Below are 20,107 nucleotides of genomic sequence, written 5' to 3'. Positions count from 1 at the left end.
TCAAGCATAGGGAAGTTCAGCTAAGGCTGCATTGTGCAGATGCCCAAAGGCAGAGAGAGATGTATGGAGTTGTGGGAAAGGTCACAGAAACGAGAAAGCCCCTGCGAACAGGGGCTTAAGAAGATTACTGCATCAGGAGATAAATAGAGGTATCACCACGCTGAATATTCAGCGCCAGCACGGAAGGCTTGCTGTCGAGGATTTTGCGCAGTTCAGCAATGTTTTTCACCGGCTGCTGGTTAGCGCCCATGATCACATCACCTTTTTTCAGGCCGATACGGGCAGCAGGTGAGTTCGCTTTCACGTTGTTCACCACCACGCCTTTATCTGCCCCTTTGTTGCTCATCTCGGCACCTTCAATACCGCTGAAGATGGTGCTGGAATCCACCTGATTCTGGCTGCTCTGCTGAAGTTCCAGGCTCACGTTGACCGGCTTACCTTCACGCAGCAGGCCGAGGGTCACTTTACTGCCGATTGGCATAGAACCAACTTCCGCACGCAGGGCGGCAAAGCTGCTGATCGGCTTACCGTTCAGAGAGGTGATCACGTCACCCGCTTTGATACCGGCCTTCGCCGCCGAGGAGTTCGGCATGACCTGGCTTACGAACGCGCCGCGCTGAGCATCCACCTTCATCGCCTTCGCCAGCTCTGAGTTCAGTTCGGTACCCATGATACCCAGCTCACCGCGTTTCACCTGCCCATACTGGACCATCTGCGCAGTGAGGTTTTTCACCATGTTACTCGGAATAGCGAAGCCGATACCGATGTTGCCACCGTCCGGTGCGAGGATAGCGGTGTTGATACCGATCAGCTCGCCGTTCAGGTTCACCAGCGCACCACCGGAGTTACCGCGGTTAATGGCCGCATCCGTCTGGATGAAGTTTTCATAGTTTTCTGCGTTCAGGCCACTGCGTCCCAGCGCAGAGACGATACCCGAGGTCACGGTTTCGCCCAGACCAAACGGGTTGCCGATGGCGACGGTGTAGTCACCGACGCGCAGCGCGTCGGAATCGGCAAGCTTAATCGCCGTCAGGTTCTTCGGATCCTGAATTTGAATCAGCGCAATGTCGGAGCGCGGGTCTTTACCGACCACTTTGGCATCGAATTTACGGCCATCGCTCATCTGCACTTTAATAACGTTCGCATTATCTACCACGTGGTTATTGGTCACCACGTAGCCTTTGGCTGCATCAATGATCACGCCCGAGCCAAGTGCCATGAATTTCTGCTGCTGGCCGCCGCCCATGCCGTCATCCCCTGCACCGCCGCCCTGACAGAACGGGGAGCTCTGGAATGGCGAACCGTCCTGGCAGAAGGGCGAATTGTCGCCGAAGAACTGCTGGAAATTACGCGGCATACGCGGCGTATTGACGGTTGTGCTGCCCTCAACGTTAATACTCACCACCGATGGCATCACTTTTTCGAGCATCGGGGCCAGGCTTGGCATCTGCTGCGCAGTCGCTGCCGAGGAAGCTGTCTCGGCTGCCGTCGCTGCCAGAGGGGACAGCGCTAAACCTAAACTCAGAGCCAGTGCACTCATTGCTAATGTGGTTTTTTTCATGTTTCTCAATCTCGATTTACCAGATAACGCAAAATTGCTGTGTAACTCAGATTCGTTTTATACCGCTTAGTTCCGGGATTAAGTTTATGGAAAAAGTAAAAATTTATTGGTCGTCTTTACAAAACTCATGGCTTATTCAACGGCCATCAGCTTGCGGTATTCATCCCAGGCATACAAATCGGTCATCCCGCTGATATAGTCCTGGATAAGCCGGCAGCGATAATAATATTCCATAACCAGCCATTGTGAAGAATGGCGATCTATTTTACTGACGGCTTCAATGTATGCCAGCCTGTGACGGGTTGAAAGCTTCTGATAGAGGCGAGATTCAATTGGCAGACGGCGAACTCGCTCATTTTCTACCAGTTCGCTGAACTCATCGACCGTCAGCTGGAGCAGTGGGCCATAGATCTCCAGCAACCCACTGATAACCCGGTATCCTTGCAGCTCGAGCTGTTCGACATCCGGGTGGCTGAAAACATGGCGAACCGCCACGTTTTTATATAATTCAAGAAGCTGACTAAAACTGCTCTCATCTTCCAGCAGGGCATGATTAAATTCCCCGCTAAATATCATCGGCAAATTATCAATAAAACGGGCGGCCGCATACGGCACCAGTTTATTCAGCGTATTGACCCGCAAATACATAAAGAACTGATCTTCGGTGCTGCGGCTCAGGGTATTTGAACGCGATTTCTCCCACGCATTTTCGACGACCTGCGCAAACAGAGACCCTTTTTCATGCTCCCCCCAGGCATCATGAAGATGCTGATACAGCTCTTCGACGCTGAATATTCTTTTTTCAACCGCATCTTCCAGGTCGGCCACGCAATAGGAAATATCGTCGGCGGCTTCCATAATCCACGTCAATGGAAAACGGCCATTTGGCGTCAGCGAAAGTTCTTTACGCAGCCGTTCAACGTACGCTTCTTCCGACAGGTAATAGCCCGGTTTTTTCATCAGGTAGGTATGGGTGGCGGGCGCTTCCCCCATCCACCACGCGGGACGCGTGTATTTCAGAATGCAGCCCACCTGCGCCCAGGTCAGATTCATGCGCATCAGGGAGTGCACCAGGCGAATACCCTGCGCGTTACCTTCAAAATGACACAGATCCTGACGCACCTTGCGGCGCAGGTCGTTCAGGCTCTCTTCGCCCTCGCGCAGGCATAAATCGCGGACCACGCAGCGGTCATCGCTAAGCGGCTGGCTTATGGCGTCAGAGGGAAAAAGCCGCTGTTTAAACCAGTCATTGATGGCGGCCTCGCCGAAATGACCAAAGGGCGGATTGCCGATATCGTGCATCAGGCAGGCCATCTCAACGATGCTTTCGAACGGCCCGGTCAGTTCATCCAGCCCGTAGGTTTCCAGCAGACGTTGCTCTTTGAGACGGCTGAGGATCTCTTTTGCAATGTAGCGCCCCACCTGCTGCACTTCCATGGAGTGCGTTAACCGCGTACGCACCGCAGCGTTACGCTCCAGCGGGAAGACCTGGGTTTTTTGCTGTAACCGGCGGATAGCAGGCGAGTTGATGATGCGTCCGCGATCGCTTTCGAAAATACGCAGGATCTCATGTTCGCTCTTATCGCCCTGCGGCGAACGGAAACGTCGATGCCAGTTAATTTTGGTGCGAAAATCGATTGGTGCCATGTGCTCCCCCGCGTGAGAATGCGTTTCCCCTTAACCGCATGATAGACTATGCATCTTAACAAGGCACATCGCGAGTAAATCTATGAAAATCGGCATTATTGGTGCAATGGAAGAAGAAGTTACGCTGCTGCGTGACAAAATTGAGAACCGTCAGACCCTCTCCCTCGGTGGCTGTGAGATCTACACCGGCCAGCTGAACGGCGTTGACGTGGCTCTGCTGAAATCAGGCATCGGTAAAGTTGCAGCGGCCCTGGGCGCGACCCTGCTGCTTGAGCGCTGCAAGCCTGACGTTATCATTAACACAGGCTCTGCGGGCGGTCTGGCGCCGACGCTGAAAGTGGGTGATATCGTGGTTTCCGACGAAGCGCGTTACCACGATGCAGACGTCACCGCATTTGGCTACGAATATGGCCAGCTTCCGGGCTGCCCGGCCGGGTTTAAGGCGGATGATAAGCTGATTACCGCCGCTGAAAGCTGCATCAACGAGCTGAACCTCAACGCAGTACGTGGCCTGATCGTCAGCGGCGATGCCTTTATCAACGGCTCTGTCGGTCTGGCGAAAATCCGTCATAACTTCCCGCAGGCTGTCGCCGTTGAAATGGAAGCCACGGCCATCGCGCACGTGTGCCATAACTTCAGCGTGCCGTTCGTGGTCGTTCGCGCGATCTCTGACGTGGCGGACCAGCAGTCCCACATCAGCTTCGACGAATTCCTGGCCGTTGCGGCAAAACAGTCCACCGTGATGGTGGAAACCCTGGTGCAGAAACTGGCGCGTGGGTAAGGTGTCCTTCAGGGCGCTGGTCGTCCTGCTTCTGCTCGCCCCGGCCTGGCTCACCGCCGCGCCGCGGGTGATTACCCTCTCCCCTGCCAACACGGAACTGGCGTTTGCCGCGGGGATCACGCCCGTTGCGGTGAGCAGCTTTTCCGATTACCCGCCGCAGGCCGCCCATATCGAACAGGTTGCCACCTGGCAGGGAATGAACCTGGAACGCATTGTGGCGCTCAAGCCCGATCTCGTCCTTGCCTGGCGCGGCGGTAATGCCGAACGACAGGTGAACCAGCTCTCATCGCTGGGAATAACCGTGAAATGGGTGGATGCGGTGAGCATCGAACAGGTGGCGCAAGCCCTGCGTGACCTCGCGCCCTTTAGCCCGACCCCACAACGCGCCGGGCAGGCAGCACAGCAGATGCTCAACGATTTTGCCGCGCTAAAAGCCCGGTACGGCACACAGCCGAAACAACGCGTTTTTCTGCAATTTGGCAGCCAGCCGCTGTTCACTACCGGGAAAGGTTCGATCCAGAATCAGGTGCTTGAGACCTGTGGAGGTGAAAATATCTTTGCCGAAAGCCGGGTGCCGTGGCCGCAGGTCAGCCGTGAGCAGGTTCTGGCGCGACAGCCGCAGGCCATTGTGGTGGTCGGAAATGCGAGCGACATTCCCAAAATTAAACAATTCTGGCATCACCAGCTTAAAATTCCGGTGATCGCCCTCAACAGCGACTGGTTTGAACGCGCCAGCCCGCGTATTATCCTCGCCGCAAAACAACTCTGCGCCGAACTGGCAGAGCGTCACTCAAACAGATAAATACCCTATTCGAGGATTTAACGATGCTCGTGTATTGGCTGGATATTCTTGGCACAGCCGTTTTTGCTATCTCCGGCGTTCTGCTTGCCGGAAAACTGCGCATGGATCCCTTTGGCGTACTGGTGCTCGGCGTCGTTACGGCGGTAGGCGGCGGAACGATCCGCGATATGGCGCTGGCAAACGGCCCGGTATTCTGGGTAAAAGATCCGACGGATCTGGTGGTGGCAATGGTCACCTGCCTGCTGACCATCGTGCTGGTGCGTCAGCCGCGCAGGCTCCCCAAATGGGTGCTGCCGGTGCTGGACGCCGTCGGCCTGGCCGTCTTTGTGGGCATAGGCGTCAACAAAGCCTTTATTGCCGGGACAGGGCCGCTGGTGGCGATCTGCATGGGCGTACTGACCGGCGTGGGCGGGGGGATTATTCGCGACATTCTGGCGCGAGAAGTCCCGATGATCCTGCGAACGGAAATCTACGCGACGGCCTGTATCATTGGGGGAATTGTTCACGCCACGGCGTATTACACCTTCGCTGTCCCGCTGGAAAATGCGGCGATGCTGGGGATGGTGGTCACGCTGGCGATCCGTTTAGCGGCGATACGCTGGCACCTAAAGCTGCCGACGTTTGCGCTGGATGAAAATTCAAGGTAGGGGTTGTTGATAAGCCCGGTGGCGCTGCGCTTACCGGGCCTAGAATCCGCATTCAGGCTTAAATGCTGAACGATGAACCACACCCGCAGGTGCTGGTTGCGTTCGGGTTCGTCACCACAAAGCGCGAACCTTCCAGACCTTCAGTGTAGTCCACTGAACCGCCTACAAGATATTGCAGGCTCATCGGGTCAACCACCAGCGCGACGCCCTGTTTCTCGATAGTCATATCACCATCGTTGACCTGGTCGTCAAAGGTAAAACCATACTGGAAGCCACTACAGCCGCCGCCGGTAATATAAACACGCAGTTTAAGGTCCGGATTGTCCTCGTCGGCAATCAGGGTTTTCACTTTTTTCGCTGCGGCTTCGGTAAATTCCAGCGGCAACGCTACGTCATCACTCATCTTATGCTCCCATGAATACTGCGACTGCTATTGGGTAAAAATCACCCAATTCTTTTTGTCATTATCTAATACCCTGGTAATTCATTCAAGTATTCTGCTTCAGGGCCTGTTCAGCCTCCTGTTTTGCCAGGGTACGGGCAAGAATGGTGGAGTATAGCGGTTTTCCACCCAGGAATTGGGCTAATAGTGTCGCGCCAAGGCAGGTAATGATCATTGGCAAAATGAGCTGGTAATTGTCGGTCATCTCCAGCACCAGCACGATCCCGGTCAGCGGCGCGCGCAGGGAGGCCGCCAGCAGCGCCCCCATTCCTGCCACCGCAAACGTCCCCGCATCCAGATGATAGGCCGGGAAGCCAACCGCTGCCGCCATGCCAAACGCCGTGCCCAGCAGCGTTCCCAGCGCCAGCATCGGGGCAAAAATGCCGCCCGGCGCGCCGGAGGAGAAGCACAGCACGGTCGTGATCACCCGCGAGATAAACATAAACAGCAGCAGCCCCACGCTGAAATTCCCCGCCGCGGCAATGGGAATCAGCCCGAAACCGCCGCCCGCCGCGTTCGGTTCGATAAAGCCGAGGATCCCGCACACGCCGCCAAGCAGGCCTCCCACCAGCACCCATTTCGTGGTATTTCCGCCATGGATGCGCTGAAACATATCCTGCGCACGTAAAATCAGGGTATTAAAAAGCGGGCCGACGATGCCAAAAATCATCCCAAGAACCAGATACAGCCACAGGGTATTGACCGGGGCATTGGTCAGCTTGCCAACCTCAATCACCGCCCCTTCGCCGTTAAAGAGGCGAAAGACAATGCTCGACATAATCACGCCGGTAAACACCGCTTTAATGGAGATCAGGTTGTAGCGGAACTGGGCGCGCATCTCTTCGATGATGAACAGGATACCCGCCAGCGGTGCGTTAAACGCGGCAGACAGCCCCGCCGCCGCCCCCGTCGCCAGCAGCGTATGGCGCGCTTCAGCGCTGCGCATGCGGAACAGGTCGCCGACCATACGCCCGACGTTGCCGCCCAGCTGTACCGTTGGCCCTTCGCGACCCAGCACCATGCCCGCCCCGAGCGTCCCCATCCCGCCGATGAATTTCACGGGAAGCACGCGCCACCAGCGAACCGGGCGCAGCTCTTCCAGCGCCCCTTCAATTTCGGGGATCCCCGAGCCGCCGGCTTCGGGCGCAAATTTACGCACCAGGAAATACCCCACCATGGCGAACAGCGCCGAAAGGCCAAATGCCAACACCCAGACCAGCCATTCCCGATCCGCAAAGCTGGCAACGGTACCGATGCGCCAGTTGAGCACCGCGTTGACGGCTTTTTCAAACGCGACGCCCACCAGCCCGGCCAGCGTACCCACGACGGCGGCTGCCAGCAGAATGGCTAACGGGGTTTTGTCACGGTTGAGCAGCCGCCGGATGCTGACCCGGTGCTTCGCGCGCGTAAATTGTTGTTGTTCAAAAGAAGGCGTGTTCTCGTTCATTACCTGTTCTGTTTCGTCATACAAAAGGCCGCAAGGATTCTACCAGAGACAATCCCCTCGTCCCCTGAAAAATACTTAACAATTGTTAAGCCCGTTGAGGGGCAAAAATTTTATAACCTCTTCTGGATCACTTAGAATAGTCCTCTTAACTTATTTCTACGAACCAGGAACGACGCCATGAGCAAGTCTGAAAACCTCTACAGTGCAGCCCGCGAGCTAATCCCGGGCGGCGTGAACTCTCCGGTGCGCGCCTTTACCGGCGTGGGCGGCACCCCGCTGTTTATCGAACGTGCGGACGGCGCGTATCTGTATGATGTGGATGGCAAAGCCTATGTCGATTACGTCGGCTCCTGGGGCCCGATGGTGCTGGGGCATAACCACCCGGCGATCCGCAACGCGGTGATTGAAGCCGCTCAGCGCGGCCTGAGCTTCGGCGCGCCAACCGAGATGGAAGTCAAAATGGCGGAGCTGGTCACCGAGCTGGTGCCAACGATGGACATGGTGCGTATGGTGAACTCCGGTACTGAAGCCACCATGAGCGCTATCCGCCTGGCGCGCGGTTTTACCGGCCGTGACAAAATCATCAAGTTCGAAGGCTGTTATCACGGCCACGCCGACTGCCTGCTGGTGAAAGCCGGTTCAGGCGCGCTGACCCTCGGCCAGCCGAACTCCCCGGGCGTACCGGCTGATTTCGCGAAGCACACGCTGACCTGCACCTATAACGATCTGAACACCGTTCGTGCGGCGTTCGAGCAGTATCCGCAGGAGATCGCCTGCATTATCGTTGAGCCGGTGGCGGGCAACATGAACTGCATTCCACCGCAGCCAGATTTCCTGCCGGGCCTGCGCGCGCTGTGCGATGAGTTTGGCGCACTGCTGATCATCGACGAAGTGATGACCGGCTTCCGCGTAGCGCTGGCGGGCGCGCAGTCATATTACGGCGTAGAGCCGGATTTGACCTGCCTCGGCAAAATCATCGGCGGCGGCATGCCTGTCGGCGCGTTTGGCGGCCGTAAGGACGTGATGGACGCGCTGGCGCCAACCGGTCCGGTTTACCAGGCGGGCACGCTCTCCGGTAACCCGATTGCGATGGCGGCGGGCTTCGCCTGTCTGACCGAAGTCGCGCAGCCGGGCATCCACGAAACCCTGACCGCCCGCACGACGCAACTGGCGAATGGCCTGCTGGAAGCCGCAGAAGAAGCGGGTATTCCGCTGGTGGTGAACCACGTTGGCGGGATGTTCGGGATTTTCTTCACCGAAGCGAAAACCGTGACCTGCTATCAGGACGTGGTGAAGTGCGACGTGGAACGCTTTAAACGCTTCTTCCACCTGATGCTGGAAGAAGGCGTGTACCTGGCCCCGTCAGCGTTTGAAGCGGGCTTTATGTCCGTGGCGCACAGCGAAGAAGATATCAATAACACCATCGACGCGGCGCGTAAGGCGTTTGCGAAGCTTTAAGGGCATTGCCGGGTGGCGCTAACGCTTACCCGGCCTACGATGTTCTCCCTCTCCCGGTGGGAGAGGGACGGGGTGAGGGCATCAGGCCGCACCTGACTACCGACTCTGCTTTCTCAACAGATAGATAAAATACGGCGCGCCGATAAAGGTCGACAGCAGGCCCGCCGGGATCTGATACGGGAACAGCACCATCCTTCCGCACCAGTCAGCAAAGACCAGAATCGCCCCGCCCGTCAGCGCAGACATGACGATATGCGGCATTGTCCGGCGAAAGCCCATCATACGGGCGATGTGAGGCGCCATTAATCCAACAAAACTGAGCGGGCCGATAGTCATGGTGGCCGTCGCCGTCAGGCACGCGGCCAGCAGCAGCAGGGCGATACGCGTTGGCGTCAGCGCCAGCCCGACCGCGCGCGCGGTGTCACCGCCCAGCGGCAGAATGGTCATCCAGCGACGGCACAGCGGCACTATCGCCAGCAGCACGACCATCACGATCCCCGTATGCACCACTTGGCTGCCGGTGGCGTTGTACGTTGAACCGGAAATCCAGGTCAGGATCTGCGCCATGCGCGGATCGCCGCTCGCCTGCAACATCATCAGCAGCATGGTAAACGCGGTGCTAAGCGCCATCCCGGCCAGCAGCATACGATGAGGCGAGAATCCGCCCCGCCCGGAGGCGATCAGGATAATCATCAGCGTCGCCGCCGCACCGATACTGCCGGCAGGCATCAGCCAGCCGAACGCATTTCCCGGCACGAAGAACAGCATCAACACCACGCCAAACGCGGCACCGGAGCTGATCCCCAGGACTTCCGGGCTTGCCATCGGGTTCCCGGTCAGACGCTGGATAATACAGCCCGCCACCGCCAGCATCACGCCCGCAATCAGCGCGGAGAAGATCCGCGGCCAGCGCCACTGCATAAGTTCATTCAGTAAATCACCGGTAGCCCAGTGCCAGCCGGTAGCGTCGCGCCCCAGCGAGAGCGCGGCGAACGAAGCGATCGCCAGCACCGCCAGCCCGGCAAGGCTGAACCACATTATCGACTGACGTTCCGCCGAGACCTTATCCCCGGCATCCATCGCCGGCGCGCTAATGCTGCGCAGGCGCGGCAGCAGCCAGAGCAGCAGCGGCGCGCCGATAAGGGCCGTCACCGACCCCGTGGAGACCTCCATCCAGACGCGCGCCAGCCAGAGAATGAGCTGATCGGAAAGCCAGAGGATCAACGCGCCAATCAGCGGCGCCAGCATCAGGCGCGCCAGAAGACGGCGCGCGCCGAGCATTTTTGCCAGCAGCGGCGCAAACAGGCCGATAAACCCGATGATGCCGACGGCGTTAACCAGCAGCGCGCTCAGCACAATCGCCAGCGTCAGGGCCGCCAGGCGGGCCAGCGACAGCGCCAGCCCCAGGTTGCGCGCCACGCCGTCATCCAGCCCCATCAGCGTGAGCGGGCGCAGCAGCAGCAGCGTAAGCACCACGCCGCCAAACAGCTGCGGCCACAGGCGCTGGACGATACTCCAGTCGGTCTGGGTGAGCGTACCGGTGCTCCACATAAACATGCTTTGCAGCTGGTCGTGGTGAAACAGCACCAGCAACTGGTTGATCGCGCCGCAGTAGAGGCTGACGACCAGCCCAGCGAGGATCAGCGTGACCGGCGAGAGACGTTTTCCCCAGGCCACGCCAAAGACCAGCGCGCCCACGACGCAGGCGCCTGCCAGCGCGGCAAACTGCGAGGTTAACGCCCCCGGCAGGGTCCAGAGGGTAGTGATGGTGATCCCCAGCTGTGCGCCCGTCGCCACGCCCAGCGTGGTGGGCTCCGCCAGCGGGTTACGCAGCACCTGCTGGAACAGCACGCCCACCAGTCCCAGCCCCGCGCCGACCAGCAGGGAGATGCTAAGACGCGGCAGCAGGCTGTAGTGGAAGAGCATCTGCTGAATATTATCGATATCCGGAGCGGCAAACGCGGCCGCCCACTGCTCGCGCGGCAGTGCCGTGGAGAGGTTGAACCCGGTTAGCGCCAGCGCCGCCAGAAAAATAAGCCCCAGCAGCAGCGCCGGGAAACGGGCAATACGCGTACTCATGCTCTGCCCCCCATCACGTTGTCCAGCACGCGGGCAAAGTGCATTGCCGACAGCGTCGCGCCGTAAAACCATACCGCAGGGGCGCGCAGAAAGCGCTGCTCGCGCACGAACGGCATCGCCTGCCAGAGCGGGGTTGCCATCAGGGTTTGCATTTCACGCTCGTTGCCGTGGTCAAAGCACAGCACGTCGACGTCGCGAAACGCCGCCAGGCGGTCGATGCCCACGGCGGTGCTTCCCCAGAACGTCATCTCGCCTTCCCAGGCGTTGCGAATGCCGAAGCTGTCGAGCACTTCCTGGAACAGGCAGTTTTTGCCAAAGACCAGCATATGGCGGGCGTCCAGCAGCGTCACCATCAGCAAAGGCCGATCGCCTCGGCGGGCAAAGCGCGGCTTAAGGGACTCAATCAGCGCATCAAACTCATCGAGATGCTGTTTTGCTTCCGCTTCCCGGTTGAGGAACTGGGCCATCTCGTGGATAGACTTTTTTGCCATGGTCAGCGGCTTTTTACCGTCGCTAAAGGAAAAACCTCGTCCCGGCGCAATCTTCGCCATGATCTCTTCCGACGGGCCATACCCCGCAGACCAGAACAAATAAGACGGTTTCATCTGCGTGAGAAGCTCAAGGTTTGGCTCCGTGCGCAGACCGATATCGATGACCGAGTCCGGCAGTTTTGGCTCATTCACCCACAGGGTGTAGTTGGGAATGTCGGCCACGCCGTAGGGTGTGATACCTAGGGCCATCATCAGCTCGACGGGTAACCACTCCAGCGCCACGATGCGGTGCGGATCGATAGCGGCGGCGCGGGCCGGGGCCATCTTCAACAGCAGCGGCGAGAGCGCCATGGCCGTCAGCAGGCGACGGCGGCTAATGTATGTTGAATCCAGCATCAGTAAACAAAGCTCACGGGAGCGGCCCCGGCAGGGTGAGGCAGGATCCCCATAGGTATACCGTAGATATGCTCCAGCGTTTCGCTGCGCATCAGCTCGTCAGGCGTGCCCTGAGCGATCATTTCACCGCCGCGCAGCGCCACCAGATAGTCGCAATAGCGCGCCGCCATATTGATGTCATGCAGAACGGCAATCACCGTCAGGCCACGCTGCTGGCTTAAGCGATGCACCAGCGCCAGCACGTCAACCTGATGGGCAATATCCAGCGCCGAGGTAGGTTCGTCGAGCAGCAGGCAGCGGCTGTCCTGCGCCACCAGCATTGCAATCCACGCGCGCTGACGCTCGCCGCCGGACAGGCTATCCACCAGACGGTGCGCCAGCGGTTTGAGCCCAACCAGCGCAATCGCCTCTTCCACTTTCTCTCTGTCAGCGACGCCAAAACGCCCGAGCGCACCGTGCCACGGATAACGTCCAATCGCCACCAGCTCGCGCACCGTCATTCCTTCCGCCTGCGGCAGCTGCTGCGGCAGATAGGCCACCTTGCGGGCAAAGGCCTTACTGCTCCAGCTTGCCAGCGGATGGTCATCCAGCAGAATGTCGCCCTCGGACGGCGGCTGATGGCGGCCCAACATCTTGAGCAGGGTCGATTTACCCGAACCATTGTGGCCGATTAAGCCGGTAACTTTACCTGCGGGAAAGGTCAAAGAGAGCGGATGCAACAAGGTACGCCCGGGTACGCGGAAGGAGAGATTGTTGAGCGTGAAGGTGGAGTCGGATTGCGTTTTATTATCCTGCATGTCAGCCAACTTAAATAAAAAGGGCACGGCGAACCGTGCCCATAAAGAGGTTAGAAGCGGAAGGTCGCGGTGGCGACAACCTGGCGTTCAGCACCCCAGAAGCAACCGTAGGTGTTGAAGCAGCTGGCTACGTACTCACGATCGAACAGGTTGTTCACGTGAAGCGCGATGTTTGAGCCGGCCATGCCTACACGCGCCAGATCGTATCTGACCAGTGCATCAACCAGTGTATAGCTTCCAACAGTGAAGCTATTCGCCGGGTCACCTTTGCTGGAGCCGGTATAACGCACGCCAGTACCCAGCGTCAGGCCAGACAGTGGGCCATCAAACATCGTGTAATCACCCCACACGGATGCCATATGTTTTGGCACCTGCGCCGGCGTGTTGCCTTTGTAGTTGGTGTCGGTGGTGTACTCAGCATCGGTATAGGTATAAGAACCTACAACGTTAACGCTTGCAGAGAGCGCCGCTTTCGCTTCCAGCTCTACGCCACGGGCACGGATCTCACCACCCTCAACGGAGAAGGGTGAGCCCGCCGGGTCAGCCATCAGGTTGTTGGTTTTGGTCAACTGATACACTGCACCGGTGATCACGATCGGACGATCGTTCGGCACGTATTTCACGCCCGCTTCGTACTGTTTGCCTTTAGACGGCGAGAACGGTTTACCCTGAGCATCGGTCAGGGAAGCCGGTTCGAAGGATTCGCTGTAGCTGAAGTAAGGAGTTACGCCGTTGTCGAACAGGTAGTTAACGCCGCCACGCCAGGTGAACTGAGTATCATCACGCTTGGCGGTGGTATTTAATACGCGGTTGTAGGACTCCTGATCGGCCCAGTCGTAACGGCCGCCCAGTGTCACCAGCACTTTATCCCATTCGATCTGATCCTGAGCGTAAACGCCGGTCTGCTTCTGCTTGTTCAACACCTGGTAAGCGCCAGACGGTCCAGGGTGTGAACCGAAATCGAAATCGCCACGATCGAGATCGTAAATATCGGATGGCGCAACGGAGCCGGCGTAGCCGAACCAGGAGTTAATGTCATTACGCATGCGCATGAAATCAACGCCTGTCAGCAGAGTATGGTCGAGAGCCCCCGTCGCGAACTTGCTCTGAAGCTGCGTATCAACGGTGAAGTTTTGCAGCTTCTCGTCATCGATCACATACTGGCGAGTCAGCGTATGCCCCCATTGCGACTGAGGAACGCTCGCACAAGGGCTGGATGCCGGATTACTCGAATAGAGCGGATCGGAACACATGCCGTAGCCGTAAACGCTGTTTTGCGAGGTTTTGTTCTCGGCAAAGCGCAGATTCTGACGCACGGTGAAAGTATCGTTGAATTCATGGTCGAAGCTGTATCCCACCATTTTCTGGTTACGGGAATAGGTGTTGTTCTTCGCGCCTTCGTTGAAGTCAGTCGGCAGGCGATCGCCGTTTGGCAGCGGATCGACCGTTCCCTCTTTTGGCAGCCAGCCGTAGTAGCCCGTTTCAGGCTCGTTCTGGAAGTAGGAGAGGAAGGTGAAAGTCGTTTTATCATCCGGGCGCCAGGAGAAAGATGGCGCGATGGCATAACGCTGCTCGCCTTTATTTTCTTGCTGCGCATTATTAGAACGCGCAACGCCCGTCAGGCGGTAGGAGTAAACGCCGTCATCGTCGATGGCATCGCTGAAGTCAAAGCCGGTCTGGAACAGATTGTCAGTACCCGCTTTAAACTGGATTTCTTTCAGCGGCTCGGTTGTTGGACGCTTACTCACCATGTTCAGCAGGCCACCAGGGCTGCTTTTTCCGTACAGAACGGAAACCGGACCGCGCATGATTTCAGCGCGCTCCAGCATATAAGGATCAATCACCGCGTCGTTATAGAAGTTGCCCTGCATCTTCATACCGTCGAGGTAGTTGTTCTGGCTCTGGCCATCGGCCGCGAAACCGCGAATAACCAGGTAGTCGTAAGTATTCGAAGCACCACGGGTGCCTACCGCAACGCCCGGAGTATAGCTCAGAGCTTCTTTAACGGAACGTGGCTGATGCAGCGCCATCTCTTCGGCAGTTACCACAGAAATAGACTGTGGAACCTTTTGAATTGGGGTGTCTGTTTTGGTACCGGTCGCAGATTGGCGAGCGGCGATAGTCGCAGCAGGACCCCAGGCACTTTCCTGTGCAGCCGGTGCGGCAGTCACGGTGATGGTTTCTTCTTTGTTGGGGGTTTCAGCGGCCTGTGCGTAAGCAGACATGCCGGCAACCGCTGTGGCTACGACGGCTGCGATTTTACGCAGCGACGTGTTAATTGGCTGAGCAGTATTGGAAAGCGCCATGATGGATCTCTGATGAAAAAGGTGAATGATAACGTAAACGAGAATTATTATTATGACCGCAGAATAATATGCGAAACGCTGGCGGCATAGCAAGCGATATGCGGCCTTACAAGAATTGAGGGTTTAAGAAATAACCAGATGAAAAGAGAGGGTTAAAAAGTGTAGGGAAATGATCGTAAAAACCCGCGCGGGCGGGCGGCGATCAGCGATAAAAAAGTTCAAAAGTAGCAACCGCATCAACCTTGCCGGCTTTGACCTCTCCCGTTTTGACGTAGCGCGCCTTCAGCGGAATTTCCACGGGCACGTTATCCTGCGTGCTGGTTATCGCCGTATAGCTATGGTCGAATTGCAGCACCGTATTATTGCCGTCCAGAATCTGGATCCCGACTCCCGCGGCGGCATGATCCCCGGCGGCAATGCCTAACGTATTCCCGTTTGTAACGCCCGTCGAACCTGCGCTCGTAAACTGATAATCCACCTTTGTGCCTGCCGCACACTCGCTTATCTCAATTTTAAAGCTGTTATCGGTCAGCACGTCGGTGTACTGGCCGGTGAAATCCTGCGTATTGACGGTCTTCAGCGGGACGTAAATATTCCGGTCAACCAGGTTACAGGTATTGGTCGTAACGCGCACGCTGGTGGGCGAGAAGCGCATTTCGCCGATAACCGCGCCGCCCAGCGTATCCTGCGCGGTTAATCGTCCGGTATCGAGGTTCCCCTCTTCAACATTCCCGATCACCAGCAGCTGCGCGGCGGCGCGGAAGGCCAGTACCTGATGCGAATAGCCATGCATAGTTCCCAGATACTCCCACGGGCGCACGAGATCGCCTGACGTATAGCTGGGGTGCTTTTCCGTGGATGAGGCAGCGCGGATCCCGATTCCCGGCACGTTGGTTCTGTACACGCCGGGCATGAAGTCTTCGCGCGCGTCGGCGCTGGTGATGGACAAATAGCCGCGGCGGATCTGGGCGTCGGCGCCACCGCAATCCACGGTAATTTCATTACTTTCAACGCTACCGTCATAAATCACGGTGCCCACCGGCGCGTCGGGCGCAACGGCGATGATCGCAGGCAGCTGGAACGTGACGACCCCGCCATTGCCCTCGCCGCCGCTAAAGCTACAGCTGGCGCTCGCCGGGTGAATAAAGACAACCGCGCCCAGCGCCAGCGCGCAGGCGATAAGCGAGGGGACAGAAAAACGTAGACGCATTGTTTCACCCATTTTATTGGCAGTTTACCGTTGTTTTAAAAATGCCTGTTGCGCCGTCGGCGGGCACGTCGAGCGTGGCGCGGCACTGCGCGTCCCCCTCTTCTCCCCACTGCACGTTAAACGCTGTGCTGCCGCGCAGCCCGGTTAAATACACTTCCCCTTCGTCTCCCACGATGGCGGTCGCGTTTTGCAGAGCGAGCACGGCCCCGAACGGCACGGCCTTGCCCCGATGAAGCAACGTGACCAGCGCCCGCCGCCCGACGCGCGCGTCGAACGTTGCGGCCAGCGCCGCCCCTTTCGTCGGGACAAGATCCTGCGTCGCTGCCTCAATATCGATATCGTCCCGATCCTGGGTATTTACCGTGATGACGTTATGCCGGTAGGCCGTCAGCGACGGGACAACGGCGTTGCCAAAGCGATCGGTTGAAATCCCCCGGCCGTTCTGAACCTTAACGTTGTCGCCGCCCTCGATATGCACAACGGCGAACGCGTCGCGGACTGGCTGCCCTAAGGTCACGCCATGTTCATGCGCCACGACGGAGCCCTGCGCGCTGTAGTTCCACTGCCGGTTATCGCCGCCATAGCTGTACCCCAGCCCCAGATCGCCGGAGGCTCCCCGATAGCGGCCGGACAGGCTGCCGCCGTAGCCGGTATCGTGATTAGCGTACGTCTGCTGAAGGCTGTAGCTGAGCTTATTATCCTCAAGCGCGGTGCCGCCAAGCCCCACCTGATGCGAAACAAAACCTCCGCTGGTGGTGTTGACGCTGTAGCTCGCCCAGGCGTTGGGTAGCCAGTGGGAGAAGGGAATATTCAGCGTCAGGGCCATCTGCCGGTCAGCATCCGCATCGGGCGTCCGGGTAAGGCTGTAGCTTAATGACCAGGAGATGTCGCGCCAGCTGGAGCTCAGCCCGGCGCTGACGCTGCGCTCGCGGCCATCCATGTCCCAGTAATCCTGCTGATAGGTGTTCAGGTAAGCCGACCCCCAGTCCGAAAGGCGCTGAGAAAAGTTAAGCTGCATACGGCTTCGCCGGTTGTTGGTCAGGCGATAGGTATAAATCCCGTCGTCTATCTCATCGTCGCGCTGGTCAATCGCCTCCTGAAAGGTGTAAAAACCGGCGGTGGAGTAGCGGTAGCTGGCAAGCGTGACGGTGGTATTCGTATCCGGAATATCTTTCGCATATTGCGCGCGCCAGGATAATCCGCTCGCGTCATCACGACCGTCATCAAAAGCGGTGCGGGCACCCGTGACATCCACCGATGCCGAACCGAAGCGCCCCAAATCTGCCCCCGCCCCGACCAGCGCCGCGTGATACAGCGACGCGCCCAGCACGCCGGTATAGGCCGTTATGCCATACGGAAAGCCATAGATCGCCGTTCCCTGGGCAAACGCAGGCGCATCCTCGCCCTCGCTGCCGCGATAGCGCCCCATCGCCAGAGAATATTTCAGGTTTCCTTCGCGCTGGAGCACCGGCACCGACGCGCTGGCCTGGATAAAGCTGTGCTCGCTGCCATCCGCCTCTTCAACGGTCACTTCCAGATCGGTGCCCGATGCCACCTGGCTCAAATCACGGATCGCGAACGGCCCCGGCGAGACGTTGCTCTGGTAAATCGTGTAGCCGTTTTGCTTCACGGTGACCTTCGCGTCGCTGTTCGCAATGCCGCGTATGACCGGAGCAAAACCCTGCTGGCCGGTGGGAAGCATGGACGTGTCGGTCTCGAGTTTCATCCCGGTCATTTGAATGCTGTCGAAAAGTTCACCGTTGGTATAGGTCTGGCCAATCTCCATCTGGCTTTGCAGCGGCTTAACGTCGCGCTGTAGCGTGGTGGCGATAGCATCCCAGCCGGCGGTATCGCTCCAGGTACTGTTGTTGCGCAGGCGCCATGCGCCCACGTTAATACCGGAGTCCAGGCCCAGCCAGGTTGACGAGGTTTTGCCCCCGCTATAGCGCTGCTGCGAACCGCTAAGCTGGTAGCTGGTCCAGGCCGCCGGAGCACCGTCATCCCACAGCTTAGGGCTGATGGCCCCCGCCGTCGCCCGATCGCGGTACATCTGGGGGATAACCAGCGTCAGCGTCTGATTATCCTGATTAAATTCGTAGCGGGCATTTTTTATAAAACGGGAGATATCGTCGATGTGCGCCGCGTCGTCCAGCCCGGCCATATCGGCAATAACATCCACCTTAACCCCCAGCGCGCGCAGCTCGGCTTTAGTCAGCTCAGGCAGCAGGCGCTGTTTGTCCGCCGAGAGAACATACGTTACGGGGCGCTTATCCAGAACATCCCCGTCCCAGAGGATCGTGGTCTGGTAACTGCCGGGCATCAGGCCGTTATCATTGATGAAATTTTTCAGCGTCGCGGTATTTTCAAGCGGCGTATCCAGCTCCAGAATCCGCAGGTTGAAGTCGTCATCAGCCGCGGCAGGCTGGATCGCGGCCAGCAATGCCAGCGCGATCCCCTTCAGAACCTGTTTGAGCCGTGACGATGAAGACATACGATACCAGCATGATCGGTTTACAGTGCCTGACTGCGTTGAGGGGTTTGCGCGCCGAAATCATTGATTGCCGTCCACGTCACGGCACCTTTTGCCGATCCGGGCAGGGCGAAACGCTGCTCGCTGAATGGCGCAACCATCATGGAAATCGCTCCCGGCGTGGCTTTGTTATCCACCACCGGCACGCTTTTGCCGCCAACGGCCAGCTCGCCAAATGAGACGTAAAAAGGCGTTGAATTTTTTGCAATCAGAGTGTCACCCTGACGGCGAAACGTGATTTTTTCGAAGGCGTGCAGCGCGTCCGTTTCTTTCAGCTGCGCAGGGCGCCAGAACAGCTTCAGACGCGTTTTCATCGCAAACTGAAGGGTATTCTTATCTTTTAATTCCGGCGATAAGGCCGAAACGGATTTAACGTTAGCCAGAAATAGCGACTCCCGATCCGCAGGCAGGTTTTTTTTATCGCCGGTAAAAATAATATGTAAAAGCGTCTGGCGATTTTCCTGTAATTTATACACGGGAGGCGTGATAACAAAGGGGGCTTTCGCATTATCGGGATAGCTTACCCAGCTTTGTACCAGATAACGCGTATGAGGATCTTTATTTTTGAGGGCAATTTGCACTTCAGACTTATTCGATGGATAAACGATTCGCGTTCCACCGAGAACCACGCTGGCCTGCGCTGTACAGCAGGAAATAACCAGGCAGCCGCATAACACTTTAATTAAATGTTTCATCCTGCGTTCCAGAAGGCAGCCTTTTCAGGCTGCCCGATTTTTTTAGCGATAAACAACCTCGAACGTGGCAGAGGAGGCATAATGACCCGCCGTTGGCGCGTCTTCTCCAACCTGAATAACCTTCGCGGTGTAGTTAAAGACGGAAGCAGCCTGCCCCGTCGCATCGTTCGCAACGTCAGTGCCCGCGTCAGGGGTAGATCCGTCAAAAATCACGTCCCCTTTCGTGCCATTCTCATTGCTGACAATGATACCGACGTTGGTGGCGTTACCTTCACCGGTCAGATCGTTCTGAAGACGTTTGTAGGCGGCGTCCGTGGTGGAGCCGCTGAACTTCAGGTTCAGTTTTGCGACCAGCGGGTCACATTTCTTCACCTCAATTTTGAACGCTTTTGACGTTCCCACCGAGCCGTCGCCGCTATAATCCGAAGGATAGGTATCGGCAAACGTTACGGTCGATGCATTCGTACCGGTGCCATCAACGTTAATTTCGCAGGTATCCGCAACAATTTTCCCGGCAAAGTTCACCGTGCCGGAATCATTCGATGCCAAAACCGGAAGCGACAGCGCTGTCAAAATGCTTCCGCCCAGTAAAGAAGTAATAATATATTTACGCATAACAATATCCTTATATTTGCTGATGAAGGTATCCATTCCCGGCAAAGCGAATTTGCATCAGAATGTCAGGTAAAGCGAGACATCATTCATTTTCCACCCCATCCAAATAAGAATGTCCTGATGAATGATGAATTTCATGGCGGGATTACATCAGATTAGTCTTTATCATGTCCAGCGTGCAAAAGGATAAAATCGGTCACGAT

Annotated in this window: 16 protein-coding genes; 4 read left to right on the top strand and 12 right to left on the bottom strand. The window is 57.5% G+C overall.

What is annotated here, in order from left to right:
- Positions 1 to 124 precede the first annotated feature (124 nt).
- Both degP and dgt read right to left on the bottom strand, forming a co-directional pair.
- Positions 125 to 1,561 (bottom strand): serine endoprotease DegP, encoded by a 1,437-nt coding sequence (gene degP / locus IM300_RS10040; protein WP_063867496.1) that lies wholly within the window; start codon positions 1,559 to 1,561, stop codon positions 125 to 127.
- Between the two features lie 132 nt (positions 1,562 to 1,693).
- On the bottom strand, positions 1,694 to 3,208 hold the full coding sequence (gene dgt / locus IM300_RS10035) for a dGTPase (RefSeq protein ID WP_193036354.1): 1,515 nt from the start codon (positions 3,206 to 3,208) through the stop codon (positions 1,694 to 1,696).
- An 82-nt stretch (positions 3,209 to 3,290) separates the two neighbouring features.
- On the opposite strand from dgt, the gene mtnN reads away from it, so the two are divergent.
- From mtnN to IM300_RS10020, 3 genes are read left to right on the top strand one after another with little or no spacing between them, the layout of a single operon-like run.
- Positions 3,291 to 3,989 carry a 5'-methylthioadenosine/S-adenosylhomocysteine nucleosidase gene (gene mtnN, locus IM300_RS10030; RefSeq protein WP_063867494.1) on the top strand — a complete coding sequence of 233 codons (699 nt, stop codon included), beginning with the start codon at positions 3,291 to 3,293 and terminating at the stop codon, positions 3,987 to 3,989.
- Positions 3,982 to 4,791 (top strand): vitamin B12 ABC transporter substrate-binding protein BtuF, encoded by an 810-nt coding sequence (gene btuF / locus IM300_RS10025; protein WP_193036352.1) that lies wholly within the window; start codon positions 3,982 to 3,984, stop codon positions 4,789 to 4,791. The genes mtnN and btuF overlap by 8 nt, the downstream gene beginning before the upstream one ends.
- 23 nt (positions 4,792 to 4,814) lie before the next feature.
- A complete protein-coding gene (locus IM300_RS10020; RefSeq protein ID WP_063450603.1) occupies positions 4,815 to 5,438 on the top strand; it encodes a TRIC cation channel family protein in 624 nt (207 codons plus the stop codon).
- A 58-nt stretch (positions 5,439 to 5,496) separates the two neighbouring features.
- Here IM300_RS10020 and erpA read toward each other — a convergent pair whose 3' ends face one another.
- Positions 5,497 to 5,841 carry an iron-sulfur cluster insertion protein ErpA gene (gene erpA / locus IM300_RS10015; RefSeq protein ID WP_003856230.1) on the bottom strand — a complete coding sequence of 115 codons (345 nt, stop codon included), beginning with the start codon at positions 5,839 to 5,841 and terminating at the stop codon, positions 5,497 to 5,499.
- 85 nt (positions 5,842 to 5,926) lie between these two features.
- The gene (gene clcA / locus IM300_RS10010; RefSeq protein ID WP_063450604.1) at positions 5,927 to 7,327 is read right to left on the bottom strand and encodes a H(+)/Cl(-) exchange transporter ClcA; all 1,401 of its coding nucleotides are present in this window, start codon (positions 7,325 to 7,327) and stop codon (positions 5,927 to 5,929) included.
- 177 nt (positions 7,328 to 7,504) lie between these two features.
- On the opposite strand from clcA, the gene hemL reads away from it, so the two are divergent.
- On the top strand, positions 7,505 to 8,785 hold the full coding sequence (hemL, locus tag IM300_RS10005; RefSeq protein WP_063450605.1) for a glutamate-1-semialdehyde 2,1-aminomutase: 1,281 nt from the start codon (positions 7,505 to 7,507) through the stop codon (positions 8,783 to 8,785).
- Positions 8,786 to 8,881: 96 nt separating this feature from the next.
- Here the strand turns inward: hemL and fhuB are convergent, their stop codons facing one another.
- The 8 genes from fhuB to IM300_RS09965 form a co-directional block, all read right to left on the bottom strand.
- Complete coding sequence (fhuB, locus tag IM300_RS10000) at positions 8,882 to 10,864, bottom strand: Fe(3+)-hydroxamate ABC transporter permease FhuB (protein ID WP_193036350.1); 1,983 nt, start codon at positions 10,862 to 10,864, stop codon at positions 8,882 to 8,884.
- Positions 10,861 to 11,751: a Fe(3+)-hydroxamate ABC transporter substrate-binding protein FhuD gene (gene fhuD, locus IM300_RS09995; RefSeq protein ID WP_112791953.1), complete on the bottom strand. Its 891-nt coding sequence runs from the start codon at positions 11,749 to 11,751 to the stop codon at positions 10,861 to 10,863. The genes fhuB and fhuD overlap by 4 nt, the downstream gene beginning before the upstream one ends.
- Positions 11,751 to 12,548, bottom strand: a complete 798-nt coding sequence (fhuC, locus tag IM300_RS09990; RefSeq protein WP_064910115.1) for a Fe3+-hydroxamate ABC transporter ATP-binding protein FhuC — start codon at positions 12,546 to 12,548, stop codon at positions 11,751 to 11,753. The genes fhuD and fhuC overlap by 1 nt, the downstream gene beginning before the upstream one ends.
- A gap of 50 nt (positions 12,549 to 12,598) precedes the next feature.
- On the bottom strand, positions 12,599 to 14,854 hold the full coding sequence (gene fhuA, locus IM300_RS09985) for a ferrichrome porin FhuA (RefSeq protein WP_193036348.1): 2,256 nt from the start codon (positions 14,852 to 14,854) through the stop codon (positions 12,599 to 12,601).
- A gap of 202 nt (positions 14,855 to 15,056) precedes the next feature.
- The gene (locus IM300_RS09980) at positions 15,057 to 16,064 is read right to left on the bottom strand and encodes a fimbrial protein (RefSeq protein ID WP_193036346.1); all 1,008 of its coding nucleotides are present in this window, start codon (positions 16,062 to 16,064) and stop codon (positions 15,057 to 15,059) included.
- A gap of 13 nt (positions 16,065 to 16,077) precedes the next feature.
- The gene (locus tag IM300_RS09975; protein WP_193036344.1) at positions 16,078 to 18,555 is read right to left on the bottom strand and encodes a fimbria/pilus outer membrane usher protein; all 2,478 of its coding nucleotides are present in this window, start codon (positions 18,553 to 18,555) and stop codon (positions 16,078 to 16,080) included.
- A 20-nt stretch (positions 18,556 to 18,575) separates the two neighbouring features.
- Complete coding sequence (locus IM300_RS09970; RefSeq protein WP_193036342.1) at positions 18,576 to 19,289, bottom strand: molecular chaperone; 714 nt, start codon at positions 19,287 to 19,289, stop codon at positions 18,576 to 18,578.
- A 42-nt stretch (positions 19,290 to 19,331) separates the two neighbouring features.
- Complete coding sequence (locus tag IM300_RS09965) at positions 19,332 to 19,904, bottom strand: fimbrial protein (RefSeq protein ID WP_063867524.1); 573 nt, start codon at positions 19,902 to 19,904, stop codon at positions 19,332 to 19,334.
- Between the last annotated feature and the right edge of the window lie 203 nt (positions 19,905 to 20,107).

Origin of the sequence: Enterobacter cloacae complex sp. I2 (genome assembly GCF_014896205.1) — a bacterium.
Taxonomy (GTDB): domain Bacteria; phylum Pseudomonadota; class Gammaproteobacteria; order Enterobacterales; family Enterobacteriaceae; genus Enterobacter; species Enterobacter quasihormaechei.
Note: the sequence above shows the minus strand (reverse complement) of the source record. Positions and strands in the feature narration are given on the sequence as shown.

Excerpts from the sequence above, each read along its gene's own strand:
- erpA (WP_003856230.1), bottom strand. The coding sequence starts at position 5,841 with ATGAGTGATGACGTAGCGTTGCCGCTGGAATTTACCGAAGCCGCAGCG.
- IM300_RS09980 (WP_193036346.1), bottom strand. The coding sequence starts at position 16,064 with ATGCGTCTACGTTTTTCTGTCCCCTCGCTTATCGCCTGCGCGCTGGCG.
- hemL (WP_063450605.1), top strand. The coding sequence starts at position 7,505 with ATGAGCAAGTCTGAAAACCTCTACAGTGCAGCCCGCGAGCTAATCCCG.
- clcA (WP_063450604.1), bottom strand. The coding sequence starts at position 7,327 with ATGAACGAGAACACGCCTTCTTTTGAACAACAACAATTTACGCGCGCG.
- fhuC (WP_064910115.1), bottom strand. The coding sequence starts at position 12,548 with ATGCAGGATAATAAAACGCAATCCGACTCCACCTTCACGCTCAACAAT.
- IM300_RS09975 (WP_193036344.1), bottom strand. The coding sequence starts at position 18,555 with ATGTCTTCATCGTCACGGCTCAAACAGGTTCTGAAGGGGATCGCGCTG.
- IM300_RS10020 (WP_063450603.1), top strand. The coding sequence starts at position 4,815 with ATGCTCGTGTATTGGCTGGATATTCTTGGCACAGCCGTTTTTGCTATC.
- IM300_RS09970 (WP_193036342.1), bottom strand. The coding sequence starts at position 19,289 with ATGAAACATTTAATTAAAGTGTTATGCGGCTGCCTGGTTATTTCCTGC.
- dgt (WP_193036354.1), bottom strand. The coding sequence starts at position 3,208 with ATGGCACCAATCGATTTTCGCACCAAAATTAACTGGCATCGACGTTTC.
- fhuA (WP_193036348.1), bottom strand. The coding sequence starts at position 14,854 with ATGGCGCTTTCCAATACTGCTCAGCCAATTAACACGTCGCTGCGTAAA.
- mtnN (WP_063867494.1), top strand. The coding sequence starts at position 3,291 with ATGAAAATCGGCATTATTGGTGCAATGGAAGAAGAAGTTACGCTGCTG.
- fhuB (WP_193036350.1), bottom strand. The coding sequence starts at position 10,864 with ATGAGTACGCGTATTGCCCGTTTCCCGGCGCTGCTGCTGGGGCTTATT.
- fhuD (WP_112791953.1), bottom strand. The coding sequence starts at position 11,751 with ATGCTGGATTCAACATACATTAGCCGCCGTCGCCTGCTGACGGCCATG.
- degP (WP_063867496.1), bottom strand. The coding sequence starts at position 1,561 with ATGAAAAAAACCACATTAGCAATGAGTGCACTGGCTCTGAGTTTAGGT.
- IM300_RS09965 (WP_063867524.1), bottom strand. The coding sequence starts at position 19,904 with ATGCGTAAATATATTATTACTTCTTTACTGGGCGGAAGCATTTTGACA.